The sequence below is a fragment of the Microcystis wesenbergii FACHB-1317 genome, from assembly GCF_014696875.1.
GTDB lineage: Bacteria > Cyanobacteriota > Cyanobacteriia > Cyanobacteriales > Microcystaceae > Microcystis > Microcystis wesenbergii_A.
In genome coordinates this window covers 86,187-106,036 of record NZ_JACJQV010000089.1, presented here as the reverse complement: position 1 = coordinate 106,036, position 19,850 = coordinate 86,187, and the positions used below count along the sequence as shown (strand labels likewise).

Annotated in this window: 17 protein-coding genes; 10 read left to right on the top strand and 7 right to left on the bottom strand. The window is 43.2% G+C overall.

All coding sequences use genetic code 11. From position 1 onward, the window contains the following. Positions 1–35: 35 nt before the first annotated feature. The 10 genes from H6F92_RS05360 to H6F92_RS05315 all read left to right on the top strand — a co-directional run bounded on the left by H6F92_RS05360 (position 36) and on the right by H6F92_RS05315 (position 9,604). Entirely contained in the window at positions 36–1,718 is a 1,683-nt protein-coding gene (locus tag H6F92_RS05360) for an alpha/beta hydrolase (RefSeq protein ID WP_190357063.1), read from the top strand. Positions 1,719–2,081: 363 nt separating this feature from the next. Continuing rightward, positions 2,082–2,633: a DUF2854 domain-containing protein gene (locus tag H6F92_RS05355; protein WP_190357044.1), complete on the top strand. Its 552-nt coding sequence runs from the start codon at positions 2,082–2,084 to the stop codon at positions 2,631–2,633. After that, positions 2,634–3,395, top strand: coding sequence for a sulfite exporter TauE/SafE family protein (locus H6F92_RS05350; RefSeq protein WP_190357043.1), 762 nt, complete (start codon positions 2,634–2,636; stop codon positions 3,393–3,395). It abuts the gene before it with no gap. Between the two features lie 425 nt (positions 3,396–3,820). Next, on the top strand, positions 3,821–4,306 hold the full coding sequence (locus H6F92_RS05345; protein WP_190357042.1) for a pentapeptide repeat-containing protein: 486 nt from the start codon (positions 3,821–3,823) through the stop codon (positions 4,304–4,306). 170 nt (positions 4,307–4,476) lie between these two features. Continuing rightward, positions 4,477–6,408: a transglycosylase domain-containing protein gene (locus H6F92_RS05340; RefSeq protein WP_190357041.1), complete on the top strand. Its 1,932-nt coding sequence runs from the start codon at positions 4,477–4,479 to the stop codon at positions 6,406–6,408. Positions 6,409–6,568: 160 nt separating this feature from the next. After that, entirely contained in the window at positions 6,569–6,997 is a 429-nt protein-coding gene (locus tag H6F92_RS05335) for a putative toxin-antitoxin system toxin component, PIN family (protein WP_190357040.1), read from the top strand. Continuing rightward, on the top strand, positions 6,994–7,239 hold the full coding sequence (locus H6F92_RS05330; protein ID WP_190357039.1) for a toxin-antitoxin system HicB family antitoxin: 246 nt from the start codon (positions 6,994–6,996) through the stop codon (positions 7,237–7,239). The genes H6F92_RS05335 and H6F92_RS05330 overlap by 4 nt, the downstream gene beginning before the upstream one ends. 185 nt (positions 7,240–7,424) lie before the next feature. Continuing rightward, positions 7,425–8,012 (top strand): hypothetical protein, encoded by a 588-nt coding sequence (locus H6F92_RS05325; protein WP_190357038.1) that lies wholly within the window; start codon positions 7,425–7,427, stop codon positions 8,010–8,012. Positions 8,013–8,146: 134 nt separating this feature from the next. Continuing rightward, a complete protein-coding gene (locus H6F92_RS05320) occupies positions 8,147–8,722 on the top strand; it encodes a Uma2 family endonuclease (protein WP_190357037.1) in 576 nt (191 codons plus the stop codon). 72 nt (positions 8,723–8,794) lie between these two features. Then, entirely contained in the window at positions 8,795–9,604 is an 810-nt protein-coding gene (locus H6F92_RS05315; protein ID WP_190357036.1) for a DNA adenine methylase, read from the top strand. Positions 9,605–10,522: 918 nt separating this feature from the next. Here H6F92_RS05315 and murI read toward each other — a convergent pair. From murI to H6F92_RS05280, 7 genes are all read right to left on the bottom strand, one after another. Continuing rightward, positions 10,523–11,335, bottom strand: a complete 813-nt coding sequence (murI, locus tag H6F92_RS05310) for a glutamate racemase (RefSeq protein WP_190357035.1) — start codon at positions 11,333–11,335, stop codon at positions 10,523–10,525. Between the two features lie 100 nt (positions 11,336–11,435). Next, complete coding sequence (locus H6F92_RS05305) at positions 11,436–13,334, bottom strand: N-acetylmuramoyl-L-alanine amidase (RefSeq protein WP_190357034.1); 1,899 nt, start codon at positions 13,332–13,334, stop codon at positions 11,436–11,438. Between the two features lie 288 nt (positions 13,335–13,622). Then, entirely contained in the window at positions 13,623–15,011 is a 1,389-nt protein-coding gene (locus H6F92_RS05300) for a cation:proton antiporter (RefSeq protein ID WP_190357033.1), read from the bottom strand. Positions 15,012–15,256: 245 nt separating this feature from the next. Beyond that, complete coding sequence (locus H6F92_RS05295; protein ID WP_190357032.1) at positions 15,257–16,264, bottom strand: aromatic ring-hydroxylating oxygenase subunit alpha; 1,008 nt, start codon at positions 16,262–16,264, stop codon at positions 15,257–15,259. Between the two features lie 15 nt (positions 16,265–16,279). After that, positions 16,280–16,687, bottom strand: coding sequence for an Mpo1-like protein (locus H6F92_RS05290; RefSeq protein ID WP_045357816.1), 408 nt, complete (start codon positions 16,685–16,687; stop codon positions 16,280–16,282). A 152-nt stretch (positions 16,688–16,839) separates the two neighbouring features. Further along, positions 16,840–18,546, bottom strand: coding sequence for an N-acyl-D-amino-acid deacylase family protein (locus H6F92_RS05285; protein WP_190357031.1), 1,707 nt, complete (start codon positions 18,544–18,546; stop codon positions 16,840–16,842). A 3-nt stretch (positions 18,547–18,549) separates the two neighbouring features. After that, entirely contained in the window at positions 18,550–19,848 is a 1,299-nt protein-coding gene (locus tag H6F92_RS05280) for a glycosyltransferase family 2 protein (RefSeq protein WP_190357030.1), read from the bottom strand. Positions 19,849–19,850 lie beyond the last annotated feature (2 nt).

The following is a 19,850-nucleotide window of genomic DNA, read 5'->3' as shown; positions in this document are numbered from 1 at the left end:
TTCACTTATTGTCATTTACCCTAGCCAAAAACCGCATGATTAGCCATAGTTTACCAGGTCGTTTTCCTAGAAATAATCCAACCCGTCGGCTGCGAGCTTTTCTGCTAGGTCTTTTCGCCGCCAGTATGACCGCTTTACCCCTAAAAGCCGCCGAAGAAATTGAATTTGTCTATACTCCCCTCGTCTTTTCTGTATCGGTAGCATCCCTAGAAACCTTTGCTAAAGAAGGAAAAATCGATGCTAATTTAAAAAATTTTCTGGCCAGAGCAACTCCCGAAGAAAGAGAGAAATTTCGTGAGGCTTTATTAACAAAGATTGACATCGATCCTGTTTTACTATCTCGTTTTTTTAATAGTGTGATGGGTGCTGATATGCTCTCTCGTTTGGGCAAAAGCATCACCATTCAAGGGGGAGTTAATGGAAAATATGCCCTGCGGGGTGCGATTGTTAGTGCCGCTTTTGATCCGGGGGGATTAACCCTTTTAAATGTGCTGAAAAAATTCCCCAATAATATACAGTTACAGGGGGAAGAAATCCTCGGATTAGCTAAAACCATCGATTATGCAGTTTATGTGGCGGAAGTATTTATCAAAGATATGCGCCTCTGGACAGCCGAGGAAGCCGCTGCCGTTAAACCAGCGATTAATTATGCCAGTTTACCCGATTTGCGTCAGCGCGGTAGCTTTCAGGTAAAAAAAGAAGTTTGGAACCTAACCGATAGCAGTCGCAATCGCAGTTTATATGTGAATGTTTATATCCCGGAAACTTTCCGAGACGGTAAAACACCTGTAATTATTTTTTCCCACGGATTAGCCTCGCGACCGGAAGATTATGCCCAAGTAATTGAACATCTAGCTTCCTACGGATTTTTAGTAGCAGCACCGCAACACCCCGGCAGTGATATCAAATACCTACAAGGAATGTTAGGGGGGTATTATCGCAATATTTTTGATCGAGATGAGTTTATTAATCGACCCAAAGATATTAGCTTTGTCATCGATGAATTAGCCAGACGTAATGCTAGTCAATTTCAAGGTAAACTTGACCTAACTAATGTGGGAGTAGCGGGTCATTCCTTCGGGGGTTATACATCTCTAGCTGTTGCCGGCGCACAAATTGATTTTGATAATCTCGCCCAAGATTGTAATCGTCCTTACTCCGGGATTAATATCGCTATTTTACTGGAATGTCGCGCCCTAGAATTGCCTAGACAGGTCTATAATTTTCGCGATGAACGAGTCACGGCCGTCTTTGCAGCTAATCCCGTTAACCGCAGTATTTTTGGGGAAAAAGGTTTAAGCAAAATCTCGATTCCTGTCCTCTTGGGTTCCGGAAGTTATGACCCGGCAGCTAATCCGATTTTTGAACAGGCCATTCCTTTTACTTGGTTAAAAACTCCGGATAAATATCTGGTCATGGTGGAGGGACAAGCTCATGTAAATTTTACGGAATTGGATGCAGGAATGCAAAAAACCCTGGAGTCTGTGGTCAATATCACTTTACCCGATCAAAATTTAATCGAGGATTATGCGGGGGCTTTATTGGTGGCTTTTTTTGAAGTTTATATGGCTGATAATGACAAGTTTCGTCCTTTTCTTCTGTCTAGTTATGCAGAATATCTCAGTCAGGGACAAAAGTTTAAATTAGACTTTATTACTGCCGCTTCTGACCAGAAATTATCTCAATTAATTGAAAAATTGCGCGCAGGTCGGCAATAGGCACTCTTGCACTCTTGCACTCTTGCAATAGGCAGCTTATCAGTAAAACGTAGGGTGCGTTAGACGGCAAAAATTCCTGTTTTGACTTGAAGCTAACAATCCGTCGTAACGCACCACCTATCATCAACTAAGTAGCTGGTTACAATTAAAGATAAAATACAAAAAACCAGAAGCCTGTCCCACTATCTAACAATTAATTGAGATTACTTACTTATTAAGTGGCATTCGCCGCTTTCTTTTCACTGATGACTGATGACTGTTTACTGATAACTGAAAAATCTCCTCACCGCCCATCTGCAAAAAAGATTCTCTTGAGTTGTATAATCTCTAAAGGATTAGCGTACTCAAGAAAAAAATTATTTCATGCTCAGAAAAATTAGACTATCATACTTTGGCTTAATTTTAGGCAGTATTTTAACGGTTATCGGGATTATCGGTTACGCCCAAGGTAACGCCACGGTCAATTTAGCGGGGTTTTTCTACGGATTACCGTTATTATTGGGAGGTTTAGCCCTAAAAGCTTCAGAAATCAAACCGATACCCTTCAGTCAACCCACTAGCCCCGAAATCTTGCAATTGCGCCAACAACAGGCTACTGTCACCCAAACCAAACTTCGCAACGATGTCACCCGCTATCGCTACGGACAGGAAGTGCATCTGGATGAAGCCCTAGAAAAGCTGGGATTAAGCCCCACCGACGAGGAAAGACCGACTTTAGTGGCAATTCGTGAAACTGCTGTTGATTCCGCCTATTGTCTCACCCTAGAATTTGAATCGCCCCTTTTACCCCTAGAAAAGTGGCTGGCAAAACAGGAAAAAATTGAAAGATACTTTGGCCCAGGAATTAGAGCCGAAATTAAGCAAATTGACGAGGAAAAAATTGATTTAGCCCTAATTACTATTCCTAACGCCTAAATGCTCACGCCTATTCAGTATGGCTTCTTGGCACTCGCTGCGGTGGCTGCTGGCTTAATTAATGCTCTTGCCGGTGGCGGTAGTCTGATTACTTTTCCGACGCTGATGGCGGTGGGTATCCCACCAGTGATGGCAAATGTGACTAATACCGTCGCTTTATGCCCCGGTTATCTGGGGGCAACCCTCGCCCAAAAAAAAGACCTGCACGGGCAACAAAAACGGATTAGGTTATTGCTACCATCGGCAGTTATTGGCGGCATTATCGGTGGTATTTTGCTGTTAAATAGCAGCGATAAAGTATTTGATCGCCTCATTCCTTTTCTGATTCTTTTAGCGGCGGCTTTATTGGCTTTTCAAGATACTTTACGCTCTTGGTTACAGCGGCGAAAGGGGGACGAAAATGGTCATATCCCAGAAATTTTGGCGGTTTTACCCATCGCTCTCGCTTCAATTTATGGTGGTTATTTTGGGGCGGGTTTAGGTGTGATTGAGTTAGCAATTTTGGGCTTATTTCTCAAGGATAATCTCACGAGATTAAATGCTTTAAAACAGTTGCTTTCTTTGGTAGTTAATGTGGCCGCATCTTGGTTTTTTCTCTTTTCTAATCAGGTATATTGGTCCGCGGCGATAGTGGTAGCAATTGGCTCTTTAATTGGGGGTTTATTGGGGGGAAAACTAGCTAGAATTATCTCTCCTAGTTATCTGCGCCAGACTGTGGTAATTCTGAGTATTATTATCGCTATAGTTTATTGGCTTCGTTAACAAACCGAGTTATAGTAGTTATCTTAATGATCAGGTAGTCTTCCCAAGTTTCTGCCCCACCAATAACAGCACAGAGAGTCAGCGTAATGGTATCAATTAATCAATTTCCCTTGATTCTTTCTAATCTAGGAGCTTTGATCGCTAAAAAATGCTGTCCCGTAGTTTTAGGTTTGAGCTTCATTATTAAATTAATCAGGGGAAAATTATCAATTTTATCCTTCAAAAAACTTAGCATCTATCAGATAACAAATAGATATTTTTTTGACAAAAAATTTAATCTAAGTCAAGATTACGCCAATATTTACGCCCCTTGAGGAGATGGGATCATGGGAGCGGCAGCTTGAGCATTTGTACTAAAATTTCTAGTATGCAGTTTTAAGGCAGTACAGCTTATTATAGAAAAGGTTGATCGATCAGGGGGCAATATGGCGCAATTTTCTCGCAAAACTCTACTAACCTTTTTTGTTAGTATATTAGTATTATTATTCTGCTTGGCTCCGGCCGAAGCGCTAAGTTACAATAACCGCAATTTGACCGATAACGACTTTGCCGGGCAGGATTTGCGCGATTCCACCTTTGATCACTCTAATCTGCGCGGTAGTAACTTCAGTCATGCCAATCTAGAGGGAGTACGCTTTTTTTCGGCCAACTTGGAGGGGGCCGACTTTAGCGATGCCAATATGAGAAACGTGGATTTAGAATCGGCCCGTTTAACCAGAGCCAACTTTACCAATGCCGTTCTCGAAGGAGCTTTCGCCACTAACATTTTAATCAAAGGTGCAATTATCGACGGGGCCGATTTTACCGATGCAATTATTCGCTCCGATGTGGAAAAATATCTTTGTGAGATAGCCACAGGAACTAACCCCATAACTGGCAGAAATACCCGCGATACCCTATTTTGTCCCTGATATCTAACTATACTGCCTCTAATCGCGCTGCCATGACCGATCGAATTAGAGCCAGATCGGCCATAATTGCTGTAAGCTAGTATTCGATTTTTTAACAAAACCTTTAGAATAGACTTTCAAGCCAGTTTAATCGATCAGTCCCCTCTTGGAAAAAGGAAATTGTAACCATCGTGTCCACCAGTACCCTCGGCAATCAAGATAAAGAGCAGAAACCCAGTAGTGACTCGGATAGCTTTTTCCAAGGAGTCTCTAGAGTCGCAGGGGGAACCGCTCTCGGCCTGTTGATGGTATCCACGGCCGTGGTGACGGGGGCTGTGGTAGGATTAGCGATTAGTTACCGCAATCTACCCGATGTGAGGATTTTACAGGGCTATGTCCCCACGGAAACCAGTTATATCTACGATGTTAAAGGCAGACCCCTGACCAGCTTACACGGAGAAGCGAATCGGGAAGTGGTGGAACTCGCTCAAATTTCTCCCAATCTGAAACGCGCCGTGATGGCGATCGAAGATAGCCATTTTTATCACCATCGTGGTATTAATCCTAATAGTATCGGTCGGGCAGTAGTCGCTAACTGGAAAAGTGGCGGTGTGGTGGAAGGTGCATCTACTATCACCATGCAGTTAGTCAAAAATATCTTTCTTTCCCATCAGCGCACCGTTAGCCGTAAATTAGCTGAAGCAGTCCTGGCAGTACGAGTAGAACAGGTTTTTAGCAAAAATGACATTCTGGAAATGTACCTCAATAATATCTATTGGGGTCATAATAATTATGGAGTTCAAACCGCCGCTAAAAGTTATTTTAATAAACCCGCTGCCCAGTTAAATTTAGCAGAATCGGCGATGATGGCCGGATTAATCCAAGCGCCGGAAGTTTATAGTCCTTTTAATAATTATAAAACCGCCAAGGAAAGACAGGCACTGGTTCTCAGTCGGATGCGTAGCTTAGGTTGGATTACCCCCGCACAGGAAGAGGCCGCTTTCAAGGAACCTCTGAAACTGGGTAAACCCACCGCTTGGCAAGAAAGTAAATTACCCTACGTTACCGATGCAGTGGTGGCAGAATTGCGGCAAAAATTTGGCAAGGAAACCCTAACTAAAGGGGGAATGCGGATTCAAACCACGATCGATCTCGACTTCCAAAACATGGCCGAGTCCACCATTCAACGGGCCTATAATAGCTTGCGTGGTCGCGGTATTCGCACCAAAGACCTACAAATTTCTCTAGTTGCGGTGGATCCCCGCACCCATTTCGTCAAGGCGCTCGTCGGTGGCGTTGATTACAATAAAAGTCAATTAAACCGGGCCATTCAATCCCGTCGTCAACCGGGGTCAGCTTTTAAACCTTTCGTTTATTATACTGCCTTCGCTAGTGGTCGTTTTACCCCCGAAACGGTGGTTAATGATGCTCCCGTCCGTTTTCGCGAGGCTGGCGGCTTCTATAGCCCAAAAAACTACGGAGGCGGCTTTTCTGGTCCGGTTTCCCTGCGTAGCGCTCTGATGCAGTCTCTGAATATTCCCGCGGTTGTTCTCGGTCGTCGCGTCGGGATAAACAAAGTTATTGAAGTCTGTCGTCTGCTGGGTTTCGAGAGTCCTTTAATTGCCGTCACCTCTTTACCTTTAGGTTCGGTAGATGTGACTCCTCTGGAAATGGCGGGGGCCTACGCTACTTTTGCCAGTAATGGCTGGCATTCTGAGCCTACCTTTATCATGCGTGTTACTGATAGCCGGGGTAACGTCATGCTCGATAATACACCCAAACCGAAGCTAGTTTTAGACCCCTGGGCCACCGCTTCTCTCAATTCTGTCCTACAGGGAGTTATTCAGGGGGGAACAGCCACTTCGGCCCAAATCGGTCGTCCAGCAGCGGGAAAAACCGGTACTACCGATAACGAGAAAAATGTCTGGTTTGTCGGTTATGTTCCCCAATTAGCCACCGCAGTGTGGATTGGAGATGACCAAAATCGCACTTTAGGTAAAGGTATCACCGGTGGTGGTTTTGCCGCTCCCATTTGGCGCGATTTCATGGCACAAGCTCTGAAAAATGAACGGGTAGAATATTTTCCTTCTCCTTCCAAATTCCGCAAACCAACAGTTAAGTAGATCGTTAATATAATTAGTCTGATCGTAATTTATCGATCGAGTAAAGGTGGCTAGGTTTTTGTAAGAGCGCCAATTCAAAAATGAAACCCACGCTATTTTTGTTCTGTGATGATAAAGTTAAGATGTAACTGTACCAATAATCATCGTTGCCCAGTTGCGAATGTCGTTACCTCAGATTGTTATTGATACCAATGTCATTATTGCTGGATTAAGATCTAGGCGTGGAAGTGCGTTTCAACTTCTTAGCCTTATAGGTACAGGAAAATTTGATATGCACTTATCTGTTCCTCTCGTCTTGGAATATACAGATGTCCTATTGCGGGAGTTGCCCAATCTCTATTTAAGTCGAGAAGAAGTAGATGACTTAATTGATTTCTATTGCTCGGTGGGGATACCTCATGAAATTTTCTTCCTGTGGCGACCATTTCTGCGTGATCCCAAAGACGATATGGTATTGGAGCTTGCAGTTAAAGCAGGATGTCAGAGTATAATCACATATAACACCCGTGACTTTGCTGGTGTTGAGCAATTTGGTTTATGTCTGCTTGAGCCTTCAGGTTTCCTACGATTAATAGGTAAGTTACCATGAGTACCATCCAAGTTCAAATTCCCGACTCATTACAGAAAAGTTTAGATGATCTAGCGGCTCGTGATGGAATTTCGATCGATCAATTTATCTCTACTGCGATCGCTGAGAAACTTTCAGCGTTGATGACAGAAAATTACCTAATAGAAAAGGCCAAAAAGGGAAGTCGAGAAAAGTATCAGACAATCTTAACAAAAGTTCCCGATGTTGAGCCAGAAGCCTATGACCGGCTGCCGACTATCTGACATATCAATGCACCCGACTTTCTGCTAGACTTTGACAAGTTCCAAGATTATTTTTGGTCTGTTATTGGTGAATTTTTCTGCCCGTCACCCTCTATAGGGTGATTATCCCGAAGGTTTCTGCGTTTTGTTCTACAGGGGTTGACCAGACGGAAAATATCGGTACAATTTAACAGGTTTTGCATATCATGAAAGAAGAAAATAAAAAAAGAAAAAAAATAAAGGTAACAAGATATATTATTGATGATCATGTATGCCTTAATTCAATAGCGCTTAATCAACTGAGTCAAGCAAAAGAGGAGGAGGCTGTGTACCAATTTAGATGGATTATTCCATCAATGGCGTTTTCTGTTTTTCGTGTAGAATCCCTGTGCAACATCTATGGTAGTCATCTGTTTCCACACTGGGATCATTTTGAGTCAACCTCATTTATAGGCAAGGTTGTAATGATTTCGGAGTTTCTAAACATTAAGGCGGATTTTTCTGTTGAGCCATGGCAAACAATAAGTTCTATGAAGAGATTTAGGAATATGCTTGTACACGCAAAGCCTCAAAAAGCATCAGTAACACATGAGGTACCAGAAGACTTCCCTCAACAACTCTTGCCACTTCCAGAAAGCAAAAAAACAATAACTTACAGTTTATCTATTGAAAATGCCGAGCGATTTAATGAAGTAGCTTATGAGCTAGAGTTGTTGTGGATGGATCATGCCTATAGGCTAGGATTTGAAGTAAATATGTCTGGTCGCCCGAAATATGAATTAGAGGACGTTTGAAAAGTCAGGAGCCCACTAGGGGGAGTGCCATATTGAGAGGGCAAATTTTCCTTAAATATGCCTGAATCGTCGGTAAGCAACCCAGATAAACTTCATTTATAATGAAGTCACAAAAAAAACCTTTGCTTGAACCGATGACGACTTCCTTGACTGAGAGTCTCACCCTTGAAGATTTCCTCAAATTGCCATATTTGGAGGATTCTCCAGCATGGGAATACTTGCATGGAGTCGCAATTCAGAAACCCATGCCTAAGACTCGACACTCTATCCTGCAAAAACGTCTTTTAGCTGAGGTTGACAGCCACACTGCTGATTATACAGCCTTACCTGAGTTGCGATGTACCTTCGGCGGGCGTTCGATCGTTCCTGATGTGGCGGTAATTGCATGGAATCGAATTAACCTCAATCAAGCAGGTGAACCGGAGGACGACTTTAGGGAAGCACCTGATTGGACTATCGAAATTCTTTCACCAGATCAAAAGGTAAACCGTGTAATTGACAACATTTTACATTGTTTAAAACATGGCAGTAAATTAGGATGGATGCTTGATCCAGATGATTATTCTGTTTTAATGTTTACTCCCCAACAAGAGCCGGAAGTTTGCAGAGGGGATCACCAACTTAAGGTAATTGCAGGGGTTCAGTTGACACTGACTCCACAACAAATCTTTGCATGGCTAAAAGTTGGTCAAGCTAGACAAAGTAAGTAAAAGTCGGGGGAGAATCACGAGGACTAACTTGGTCGTTAGACGAAATTCAATAACAAACGGATTTAGTATAAAATGTCAAAAATTAAAAGTCCCTTGCGTTATCCGGGGGGGAAATCCCGGGCAATTAAGCAAATTCTGCCGCAAATTCCTGTGAATATTAGGGAATATCGAGAACCTTTTTTTGGTGGTGGTTCTGTGTTTTTTGCTGTTAAGCAACTCTTTGGACAACAAATAAAAACCTATTGGATTAATGACTTAAATTATGATTTATATTGTTTCTGGCAATGCGCTCAAGAAAATATTGATTTATTGGTAGCAAAAATAACAGAAATTAAACAGAAATATGATAGCGGACGAGAATTATTTCAAGATTTGACAAGGGAAGATTTAAAGTTAACCGACTTTGAGAAAGCGGTGCGTTTTTTTATCTTAAATCGGATTACTTTTTCGGGAACAGTGGATTCGGGGGGTTATTCCCAAGCGGCTTTTACCAGTAGATTTACTGATTCATCAATGGCCAGATTAACTCAAATTGCGCCCTTATTAGCATCAGTAAAAATTACTAACCAAGACTACGAAGAATTATTATTTGCTGAGGGAAAAGAAGTTTTTATCTTTCTCGATCCCCCCTACTATAGTGCCACAAAATCCCGTTTGTACGGTGTAAGAGGTAATTTACATACCAGCTTCGATCATCAACGTTTTGCCGATAATATGCGTCAATGTCAGGCTAAATGGTTAATTACCTATGATGATTGTCCAGAGATACGAAAACTCTTTAATTTTGCCCATATTATCGAGTGGAATCTTCAGTATGGCATGAATAATTATAAACAAGGAGCGGCGGCATCTGGTAGGGAATTAATGATCAAAAATTATTAGTGCCATGCCGAGGGCACTGGGTAGCAGTAAGCTAATCTTATATGTTAGATTGACGGCTGTTACCCAATATACTAAATCCTGTTTAAAAGAGATAGGGGAGAGGGGAGCAGGGAGTGGGTTTTTAAAGTTTGATCGGGAGTTAATCACGCTATTAAAAACAGATTTAGTCCTATCTAATATTTAACTCAAAGAAATTTAAAAATTGCGTTTTTATGCTTGAGATTCTGACAAATATCCTAGCTTCGATGCTCAAATTATTCTCAAATCATGATTGATTACGACGACAATCTTCTTCGTCGCCAAATCTTGATTATTCTCCTTTCGATCGAGCCTAAAAAAATTTTTTCCCAGTCCTTGACAACTTATGTTAAGTTGATAGTGGCAGTTGCCAGAAATTAACCCCCAGTTCTCACCTAGGAATTGTTAAGATGAGGAATTTTTTCTCGTCAGTTTCTAGTGGGAAGAATGGAGTTGAAGACGATTACCTGTCCAACTCGATCGCAGTCCTTTGGCAGAGTGACTGACGGATAAGCTCGATCTGTTTGCAGATTTAGCTAGTTTTCCCGTCCCTAGTCATTCAATGATCAATGGCGAAAGATCGAGCCTACCTAATTTTAACTATCTTCTCTCCTCCCTAATTAAACAATGCCTACCATGACCTTAGTGTTACCAATGGTGTATCTACTGGTGATCTATCTCTTACTAGCGATCGCCAAAAAAGCGAAAATCAACTCCTAATCAGTGATCAGTGATCAGTTATCAGTTATCAGTTGCTCAGATTTGAGTTTTAAGTGAGCAGTATTACAGCGTTTCTCAGAAGTATTAGTGTCTGTGCTTCACCTTGACGAGAAAGGCTGTCAATAGCAGTTTCCACTGATTACTGCACACTGATTACTGATCACTGAAAAAGGCCGACGGCTATAAAACGGGGACTGGCAAATAAACCTTTTCTACCCCGGGAGAAAAACCGAGCCATTGACGAGATAAACGAGCAAAAGTGTTAGGATCGCCGCTAACTGCGAAGTTGGTAGGTAGGGGTGTTTCGGGATTTTTTAGACCTAATAATTCTAGTTCTTTTGCCGCCGATCGGACAACGGCAGCGGCGGGATCTACCAAGCGCACGGAACTAGGCAAAAGACGACGTAAAACCGGGGAAAGATGGCGATAATGGGTACAACCATAGACCAGAGTATCAATATTTTCTGCCAGTAAAGGCTGAAGATATTCTCTAGCCACTTGGGTGGTGTAGGGGTCAAAAATGCGGTTAGCCTCGATCAAAGGTACAAACTCAGGACAGGGAATTTGCCAAACTTGGGCAGTAGGATCGATTTCTTGAATGGCCTGTTTATAGGCATTACTTTTAGCCGTAGCGGGGGTAGAAATCACCCCAATGCGCTTTCCTTGTTTAACGGCAGTTTTTGCCCCGGGTAAAATTACCCCCAAAATTGGTAAATCTTTAAATTCGGCCTGTACTTCTTCTAAAGCCAAGGCGGAACTGGTATTACAGGCCATAATCACCATTTTCACCTGGCGCTCGCTCATCCAAGTGAGAATTTCCCGGACAAATTCGATAATTTCCCCTTTAGAACGGGTTCCGTAGGGAAGTCTAGCGGTATCAGCGAAATAGAGAATCGATTCTTGGGGCAGTTGTCGATACAACTCCCTTAAAACGGTCAGTCCACCCACACCACTATCAAACACACCAATGGGACTAAGTTGTGATTCTCTCATAGATAATATCGAGGAAAACGCTGATCTAAAGTAGCTTTATTTGATGATATTAAAACACGGATTTTTTGATTGGTAAACGAATGCTCCAATCATTTAATCATTAACGGAGATTTCGCTGAATATATTCAATAATCCCCCTTGCGATCGCTGCTGCCATTTGTCGTTGAAAGTTGACATTGGCTAATTTAGAAGCATCCTCAGCGCCAGTGACAAAACCCACTTCCACGAGGGTAGAGGGCATTTTCGAGGTTCTCAGCACATAGAAACGGGCCCGACGCACCCCCCGATCGCGCATATCGACAGTGCGGACAATATTGCGATGGATGGTATCCGATAAACGGCGATCACCGAAGTAATACACCTCTAGGCCATTGACATCCGGTCGTGCTTTCCCCATAGAGTTAGCGTGGATACTGACAAATAGATCGGCATCGATCTGGTTAGCCAGATCCGTGCGCCCTTGCAGGGTAACAAAGAAATCGCTATCTCTAGTTAGACGCACATCGATGCCCTGTTGTTGCAGGATGCGGGTAACTTCTAGGGAAATGGGCAGAATTACGTTTTTTTCCTGAAGGCCACCAATTCCGATCGCCCCCGGATCCTTACCACCATGGCCCGGATCGATCACCACCAAAAACCGGCCATTGCGTTGTTGGGGGGGATTAGGAGTGGGGTTAGAGGGCCGCGGCGGTGGGTTAAATTGGCCCGTATTGGGGGGTAAGGGAACAGGGATAGTGGTGAAGTCAGGAACTTGGGAAACGGGGCTAGAATTGCGGGAGGAAAGCAATTCTAGGGCTAGGGTTTGACCGTCCGATTGATTCAGTTGACCTAATTGAAATCCTGCTGCGGTCTGTACCAAAATCAGCACCCTATTGGCACTTTCCTGACGTACCCGCAATTGATAGATAGGACTAGAGCGACCGAAGCGCGGACCACGAAAAGACTCGGCTAACTTAGCATTTTCGATGCGTAGTTCATAGACACCATCCTGGTTAACACTGCCGTTAGCTTTTAGGGGTAAATCCGCACGAATTAACAGGCGATCGTTATTGCCCGTCAGATCGATCGAGGAGATCGTGGCCAAACGATTGCTAGAAGGGGGATTATTGGCAGTTTTCGGGGGGGGATTATTGGGACGGGGAGTGGGATTGGTGGCCTGAGTGGGGGGAGGAGAGGAGATATTATCCACGGAACTCATGCCGCCCCTAGGCAGTAAAACCAAGCCACCAAAACGACTATAGAGAGCTTGCCAATCGGGACTATCTTTATTAACGCTTAGGGAAATCTTAGCCCGTTGATTGGCAGTCTGACTGAATTGAATATCGCCGACACCGTAACGGTTAACTGGGATAGTTTGACCGGTGAGACTGCTGGGTAAAGTGGCCCCGGGTAATTCAAATTCGATTTTTTTGCCGTCCCGGCTGCGTTGACTGCGGATCGATCGCTCATCACCATTCTGCTCTAAACGGACAAAAAGACCATTGCGAGTCACCTGAAAATCATCGTTGTTGTCCGTCTGGCTAACTGGAGGTGGGGGAGTGGGACGGGTGGAACCGCGATCGGGGCTAGGTGTGGGGTCAGGGGTAACGGGTGGTTGCGTTTCCTCCCTAATCGGTTGGGGTTCTGGCAGTTCCACTGTCCATTGGGTGGGCGAAATTCCGCGAATTTTTACCTGTTGAGGATCAAAGGTGTAGCCAGGGGCCAATTCAATCACTAAACGGGTAGTTTCCGCATCAAATTGACCAATACGGACACTTCTGATGATATTGCCAATGGGCCGGTTAATATTGGGTTGCCCTAACTTGATCCCGGGCAGATCGATCACGATCCTGGTGGGGTTAGTGATCATTTGCGCTCGCGGTTGCACTCGATTGTCGGTGGTGAACACCAGACGATTCTCATTGGTGTCGAATCGCCAAAAGACGAGCTTGCCCGCCCAAGCAGGGGCCGCCACCAGCAACCAAGTTAATGCGCTTAGGAATAACCAATGAAATCTCACGATCGATGCTCCCGTTGCTCAGTTATCAATTACCTTTTTTCGGTAAAAATGGACGATTTTGTCGATTTTTGGCCATCCATAGCTCCGTTAATGCCCTGAGAATGACTATCAATAAAAACAAGCTTATGGGACGTTGACACGGTCTGCTATGTTTCTGATCAGTTATCAGTTATCAGTTATCAGTTATCAGTTATCAGTCATCAGTCATCAGTTATCAATGAAAAGACAGTGCTGTTAGTGCCACTTAACACTGCTACTGGTAACTTATACACTGCCACTGGTAACTGCTCACTGCTCACTGCTCACTGATTGAGGACTGGCGGTGGGTTCTTTAAATACTAACCTTAACAGGGGCGGAGCGATAAAGGTAGTCAAGATCACCATCATAATAATCGCCGCATCGGTAGCGGGGGATAAAGCACCACTAGCAGCCCCGACTCCAGCAAAGACTAAACCCACTTCACCCCGGGGAATCATGCCAACTCCGATCGCCAAGCGATTGAGTTTTTCCTTACTGAAAACGGCTAACCCCGTCACCACTTTACCTAAAATCGCGACGACAATTAGGAAAGCCGCTAAGACTAATCCTTCTCGATTGCTGGGAATAGCGGGATTAAGCACACTTAAATCGGTTTTTGCCCCCACACAGACGAAAAATATCGGTACAAATAAATCGGCGATCGGGAACACTTGTTCTGCCAATTCCGATCGCTTTTCCGTTTCCCCGAGGACTAGGCCGGCAGCAAAGGAACCGAGAATCGCTTCTAATTGGATAACTTGGGCAATATAGGCAAGAATAAAGGCGAAAATCAGGGAAACTAAGAGCAATTGTCCCCTAGTTTTCATGCTATTAACTAATTGAACGTAAAAGGGGCTTAAAAAACGACCGATCAGGATCGCCCCGATCACAAAAGCGCTAGAACTAATAACTAGATAAATTACTTTGCTAATTTGCACTTCTCCAGTCTTCACCAAAGAAGCAACGACAGCGAGAACAATAATACCGAGAATATCATCGAGAACCGCTGCCCCGATGATAATTTGACCTTCTTTCGCCGATAACTGCCCTATTTCTGCTAAAACCTTGGCGGTAATGCCGATACTGGTAGCGGTTAAAGCTGCCCCAGCAAAAATAGCGGGAATGGTGGCCAGATGAAAGATATAGATTAAACCCAAAGTACCCACCAAAAAAGGAACCGCAACCCCTACCACTGCAACAGCAGCTGCCTGTGGACCGACGCGAATTAATTCCTGTAAGTCTGACTCTAAACCGATCTCAAACAGCAGGATAATTACCCCCAATTCCGAGAGGACGGAAATCACCTCACTAGCAGCACTAAAAACGGCGGGAGATTGCTCCGGGGTGAGGGGTGAAGTGGATTCTAGGAAGTGAATTAGGAGAGAATCCTCGAATCCCGCCCCACCTTCTGGAAAAACCAGTAATTTTAGGACAGAAACCCCGATAATCACGCCACCGACTAATTCTCCTAACACGGGAGGCAAGTTGAATCGGACGCAGATTTCCCCCCCCAGTTTACAGGCGAAATAAATAACGGTCAAACTCAGCAGCACGCAGGCTAAAACTAAGGCACTATCAGCAGTTTCGGCTGTAGCTGCCGAGGCTAACAGGGGAAGATTAGGACTCCAAGCGGAAGAAAGGAAAGGCTGTAGTATCATCGCTTGCTCAAAATTACTCTCAATTCTGTCAGGTCAACGAAGGGTGGAAACTGGAAAGGAACGCGAAAGGGGAATTATTGCGCCAACTCAAAAATGAAACCCACGACTCCTCAAGAGTTGACGGAGAGCCTCTTCCCAACCTCTTCCTCCTACCTTGAAAGTGGGAAGTGGGAAGTAGGAAGTGGGAAGTGTGGGAAGCAGGGGGGCGGGGAGGCTACCGCTTTCATCCTTGACGGTGTAACTTGTTACATGGCCACTGCCTCCGTTGACCATCGAGACGGTTCTAACTGGTTGACGTACTCTATATATTGAGCTAATGGTTGATCCATGCTCAGGAGTAATTTTGGCTGAAATTGAATATTATCGTAAATTTTGCCGTCTTCATCCCTGAGCAGATAATAAGCTAATCGAGTCCAGAGCAGTAACAGGGTACTAAGAAGATACCCCCTAATACCGGGGCGTTTTTCTGTTATATAAATCGGCTGAATTCTTGTCTTGGCAGGTGCTATGGGGGTATAAGCATAGAGCATATATAGGGGGGGGAAAAGCTGCACGTTTTCCATCATTTTTAATAAACCAATACAGCCATAAGCATATCGCATAGAATACTGATATGTAGCACCCAGAAATCTTTGACCTAACCTTTCTCTCCAAGTAGTTTGTGGAAATTGTCCCCTGATGGTAAAGTCAATTTGTGTACCGATTTCACTGGGGAAATTTAGTGATAGTTCCATTTTGATATCTAAATGATGTATGGTTTTTAAATGTTGAATATCAATCCCATTCATCATACAGATATGATGATGGCAAGTTCTAGTGAAAGAGCGATCAGTTTGTGTGAGAATTTCTTTGTCTTTTAGTTCATCAAAGTTAGGTACTTCTTCTGGTGCTTCAGCATCAGGATAAATCCAGATAAATCCATATTTTTCCTCCGTTGCATAAGCTGGTACTCTAGCTTGAGCAGGAATTTCTGATTGAGAGGGAATGTGTTGACAAAGACCACTTTCATCAAAAGTCCAATGATGGAAAGCACAACGAAGAAAATTGCCTTTAACCTCTCCAATTCCCAAATCGGTTCCTAGATGAGGACAGTAAGCATCTAAAGCCCGCACTTGCCCGTCCTCCCCGCGGAAAATAACAATTCTTTGTCCGCACAATTCTAGAGATTTTGCTTTCTTTTTAGGTATTTCTTGACTAGAGCAAGCTATATACCAGCCCTTAGCTATTACATCCCAATTATTAAAAATTTGCATAGGTATCTATTCCAGTCAAGTAGTAGATTGATAATTTTGTAAGATTGCTTTTCTCTCTTGAATATCATCTCGATATTTACCCATCAAAACTCTCAATAACATTTTACCTAAACAATAAGAAGCTCGCCAGGAAAATACTGCATCTTGTAAATCAATATGGCTGCGCTCAAATAAAAGATGTCCGGTTAATCCCAGCACCTGAGTTAGAGGTAAACCCAACAGCAGCCAAAAATTTTGCGATCGCCAAACAGAAAATATCAAACTATAGAAAAAGAATATTCCTAGAATGTGTAAAGTAATATTAATTGGCTGTTGATGTTTGATCACAAAAATATCCCAATAATCTGTAAACGGATGTGCCAAAATTTGGTTATTAATTCGATTGATTAATTTTGGATTATTTCCATAATTTAGTTTACTCATAAGCTCTAGGGGTTTCTCCTCACATCAAGCACGATTTAATTATTTTCTCTTGTCTGGCAATTCTCAATGAAATAGAAACGCCTCTCCTGCCGACCACCTGTGACTACCAGTAAGTTTACAACCTAAATAGGATCGCTATATATGTATCAGGTTCAGCGAGGAAATAAAACTGTTCCCAACTTGGTTTTTCCCAAGATATCCTTCACCTTACCTCCACTAACAACCGGAACTCCATTAATATAAACCGCTTGCACAATCTCCTGCGAGCCGCGCTTGACCATACGCAATTCACCGTCCAAGATTGGATCTGATATTTCCACTTGAGGACTGATATGCTGATGGAGAGAATGGGGTTCAAGTAATACTATATCAGCTTTGGCGCCGACTTTGAGGATACCCGTATCCAGGCGAAACCATTGTGCTGGTTCTCCCGTAACGCGGCTAATAGCAGCTTCAGGGGAAAGGAACTTAGTGGCTACTGCTTGTTTGAGCAAAGACAGAGCGCCATCATAATAGCCTAGATTGCGGACATGGGCTCCAGCGTCAGTAAAACCGGCTAAGATATAGGGATGCCGCATCAGGGCTAAACGCGGGATGGGGCGATCATTTGCACCTGTAGCCACCCAGCGTAAATCTGTGTCATATTGTTGGAGTGCGTCGATAAATAAATCCACTGGTTGTTGTTGTTTTTGACGAGCAATTTCGGCAAAACTCAGACCATACCAACTTATTTCTGGACAACGGACAACTTCTATCATATCTAAACGGCGATGGAAGGATTTACGCGAATTACTGGTCCATTCTTGGCAAAATTTGTGTCGGAAACCTGGAGATTGCCATAGTTCTTCTCGCTCTTTTCTTGACTGACAACTATTGAGTTCTGCGCCGGTAGGGAATTCTTCAAATAAGGGAGTAACCGGTCCATCGGAAAAAATGGTAAACGGTTGTGTTAACGTTTGAAAACGGACATTTCCACCTAATAACCGATTCCAAATAAAAAGCAGTGGAGCAAATATGCGCCAGAGTTGGCGCTGGTGGACAGCATCTAAAGCCGAGAGAATTGTTAAACGCAGTTGTTTTTTGCCAATTCCTGAACCCAGCCGCAGAATGTCAAGGAAAGAAGAGAGCCGTTGTAGGTTAGGGGTGACTTGAAAAACGCGATCTTTTTGCCTGCATAGAGCAGCTAACATGGCATATTCTTGAAATTTTGCGTGTTGAGAAGGAATGGTATAACCTCGCCACTTTCCAGTCATACGATGCCAAGGAAACATATCAATGGAAATGCCCAGAAAACCTGCTTCTAAAGCATCTGTGGCTATCTGCTGCATAATTTTTAGGTCAATTTTAGTTGGTTGAGCAGTTAAGCTCCGTTCCAATCCCATTACATGGGCGCGTAGAGCGCTGTGTCCAAACATGGGAGCGACATTGGCACCAAGAGATAACTTTTGTAAATGCTGTAAATATTCCGTCGGTGTTTGCCAATCAATCGACTTTTGTAGCCATTTTGCAATTAACTGATGGGAGATTGTTTCTACTCTTTGAAAAATATCTGCTAACATTTGCGGTTCACCGATAGCAATGGATAGGCTACAGTTACCAATGACTACGCTGGTCACTCCATGGCGGACTGATTCACTCAATCCTGGCGCAATTTCTAATTCTAAATCGTAGTGGGTATGAATATCAATAAATCCCGGTGTTACCCACAACCCAGTGGCATCTACTACTTCAAGTGCAGGGATATTTAAGCCAGGAGCAATGGCGACAATCTTACCTTCTTGAATGCCAATATCTCCGACCATGGCAGGAGAAGATAAGCCATCAAAAATTAATCCATTTTTAATTAGTAGATCTAACATAATTTATGATCCGTAAGTATTTAAACCCCGATGCTCGGTTTTAATACAAGGCGAGTGCTGCTTTTGCAGACACATTTTCAAGGTGGTTACAATCATGACAGGAATCCAATGTATCATGTAGATAGAACCTTGCATAGTTCCCCAAACTAAAGACCATCCTCGTAAACCCTGAAATTGATAAAGTCCAACCATAAAAGCAATTGTTAAAATAATACTTAGTAATACTTGAAGTGGCAACAAAACTGGGTAGTGGTCATAAAATATTGTCCAAAATAAATCGGCTATAAGTCCAAGGGGAAGTAGAAACTGTAACAAAAAAAATAAAATTAAATCAATTTCTTTAGCCCAACCTAAAGTAAAAATTTGTGGAAAATAATCTAGGTAACGCTGATACCCGCCCTCCGCCCAACGACAACGTTGAAGCCAGAGGGATTGCGCGGTAGTTACTCCTTCTTCCCGAATAGATGTAACTATCACAAACTCAATCTCAGCACCTACTAGATAAAGTTTAAAACAAAGATCTAAATCATCGGTGACTGTGTTTTCATTCCAGCCTTGACACTTTTCTAAGAAATCCCGCTTAACTAGCATCCCATTGCCGCGCAGTTCACACATTCCGCCAATAGCAAGGCGATGGGTCTGAAGAAAACTATCACAGCACATTTCCATTTGCTGACAACGGGTTAAGAAATTAGTATTAGTATTAGCAATTTCCTTTCGTACTTGTACTGCACCAATCCCTTTTTTTTGGAACAGAGGTACTGTTTGCCGCAGCAAGTCAGCCGGTAACTGAGCATCAGCATCACAAACGAGAATAATCTCTCCTCGCGTGTAGGGCAATACTGCATTTAAAGCCCCTGATTTACCACCTTTAGCTTCTCGCCGATAAACTTGTAAAGATGGCAATTTAGTTGGCATTTCCTTTAAGATTTGCGGTGTTTCATCAGTACTACCATCGTCAATAATCCAAAAATCTAAACAATGACTTGGATAATCTAATTCCCCTAAGCTTTCCACCAAATTAGTCAGGACTGCACTTTCATTTTTGGCAGGAACTAAAATGGAGACTAGGGGAAGATAATTATTACTTTCAACCACAAAATTAACTGGTTTTGCTATCAACATTCTTAGAGTTTGTATGGTCAATATAGTTATTAAAACCAACATAAACCCCTGAGTTACTGGCCACCAGTGTACCAGACTCACTCCGCTCCAAACTATTAGAATTACTAGGATAGCTTTGAGACGAAGATAACGGTTAAAGCTAATATTGGTACTGGAATGAACAGTATTAATTTTCATTT

Excerpts from the sequence above, each read along its gene's own strand:
- H6F92_RS05295 (WP_190357032.1), bottom strand. The coding sequence starts at position 16,264 with ATGCAAATTTTTAATAATTGGGATGTAATAGCTAAGGGCTGGTATATA.
- H6F92_RS05360 (WP_190357063.1), top strand. The coding sequence starts at position 36 with ATGATTAGCCATAGTTTACCAGGTCGTTTTCCTAGAAATAATCCAACC.
- H6F92_RS05280 (WP_190357030.1), bottom strand. The coding sequence starts at position 19,848 with ATGAAAATTAATACTGTTCATTCCAGTACCAATATTAGCTTTAACCGT.
- H6F92_RS05290 (WP_045357816.1), bottom strand. The coding sequence starts at position 16,687 with ATGAGTAAACTAAATTATGGAAATAATCCAAAATTAATCAATCGAATT.
- H6F92_RS05320 (WP_190357037.1), top strand. The coding sequence starts at position 8,147 with ATGACGACTTCCTTGACTGAGAGTCTCACCCTTGAAGATTTCCTCAAA.
- H6F92_RS05285 (WP_190357031.1), bottom strand. The coding sequence starts at position 18,546 with ATGTTAGATCTACTAATTAAAAATGGATTAATTTTTGATGGCTTATCT.
- H6F92_RS05345 (WP_190357042.1), top strand. The coding sequence starts at position 3,821 with ATGGCGCAATTTTCTCGCAAAACTCTACTAACCTTTTTTGTTAGTATA.
- H6F92_RS05335 (WP_190357040.1), top strand. The coding sequence starts at position 6,569 with ATGTCGTTACCTCAGATTGTTATTGATACCAATGTCATTATTGCTGGA.
- H6F92_RS05325 (WP_190357038.1), top strand. The coding sequence starts at position 7,425 with ATGAAAGAAGAAAATAAAAAAAGAAAAAAAATAAAGGTAACAAGATAT.
- H6F92_RS05350 (WP_190357043.1), top strand. The coding sequence starts at position 2,634 with ATGCTCACGCCTATTCAGTATGGCTTCTTGGCACTCGCTGCGGTGGCT.
- H6F92_RS05355 (WP_190357044.1), top strand. The coding sequence starts at position 2,082 with ATGCTCAGAAAAATTAGACTATCATACTTTGGCTTAATTTTAGGCAGT.
- H6F92_RS05300 (WP_190357033.1), bottom strand. The coding sequence starts at position 15,011 with ATGATACTACAGCCTTTCCTTTCTTCCGCTTGGAGTCCTAATCTTCCC.
- H6F92_RS05315 (WP_190357036.1), top strand. The coding sequence starts at position 8,795 with ATGTCAAAAATTAAAAGTCCCTTGCGTTATCCGGGGGGGAAATCCCGG.
- H6F92_RS05330 (WP_190357039.1), top strand. The coding sequence starts at position 6,994 with ATGAGTACCATCCAAGTTCAAATTCCCGACTCATTACAGAAAAGTTTA.
- murI (WP_190357035.1), bottom strand. The coding sequence starts at position 11,335 with ATGAGAGAATCACAACTTAGTCCCATTGGTGTGTTTGATAGTGGTGTG.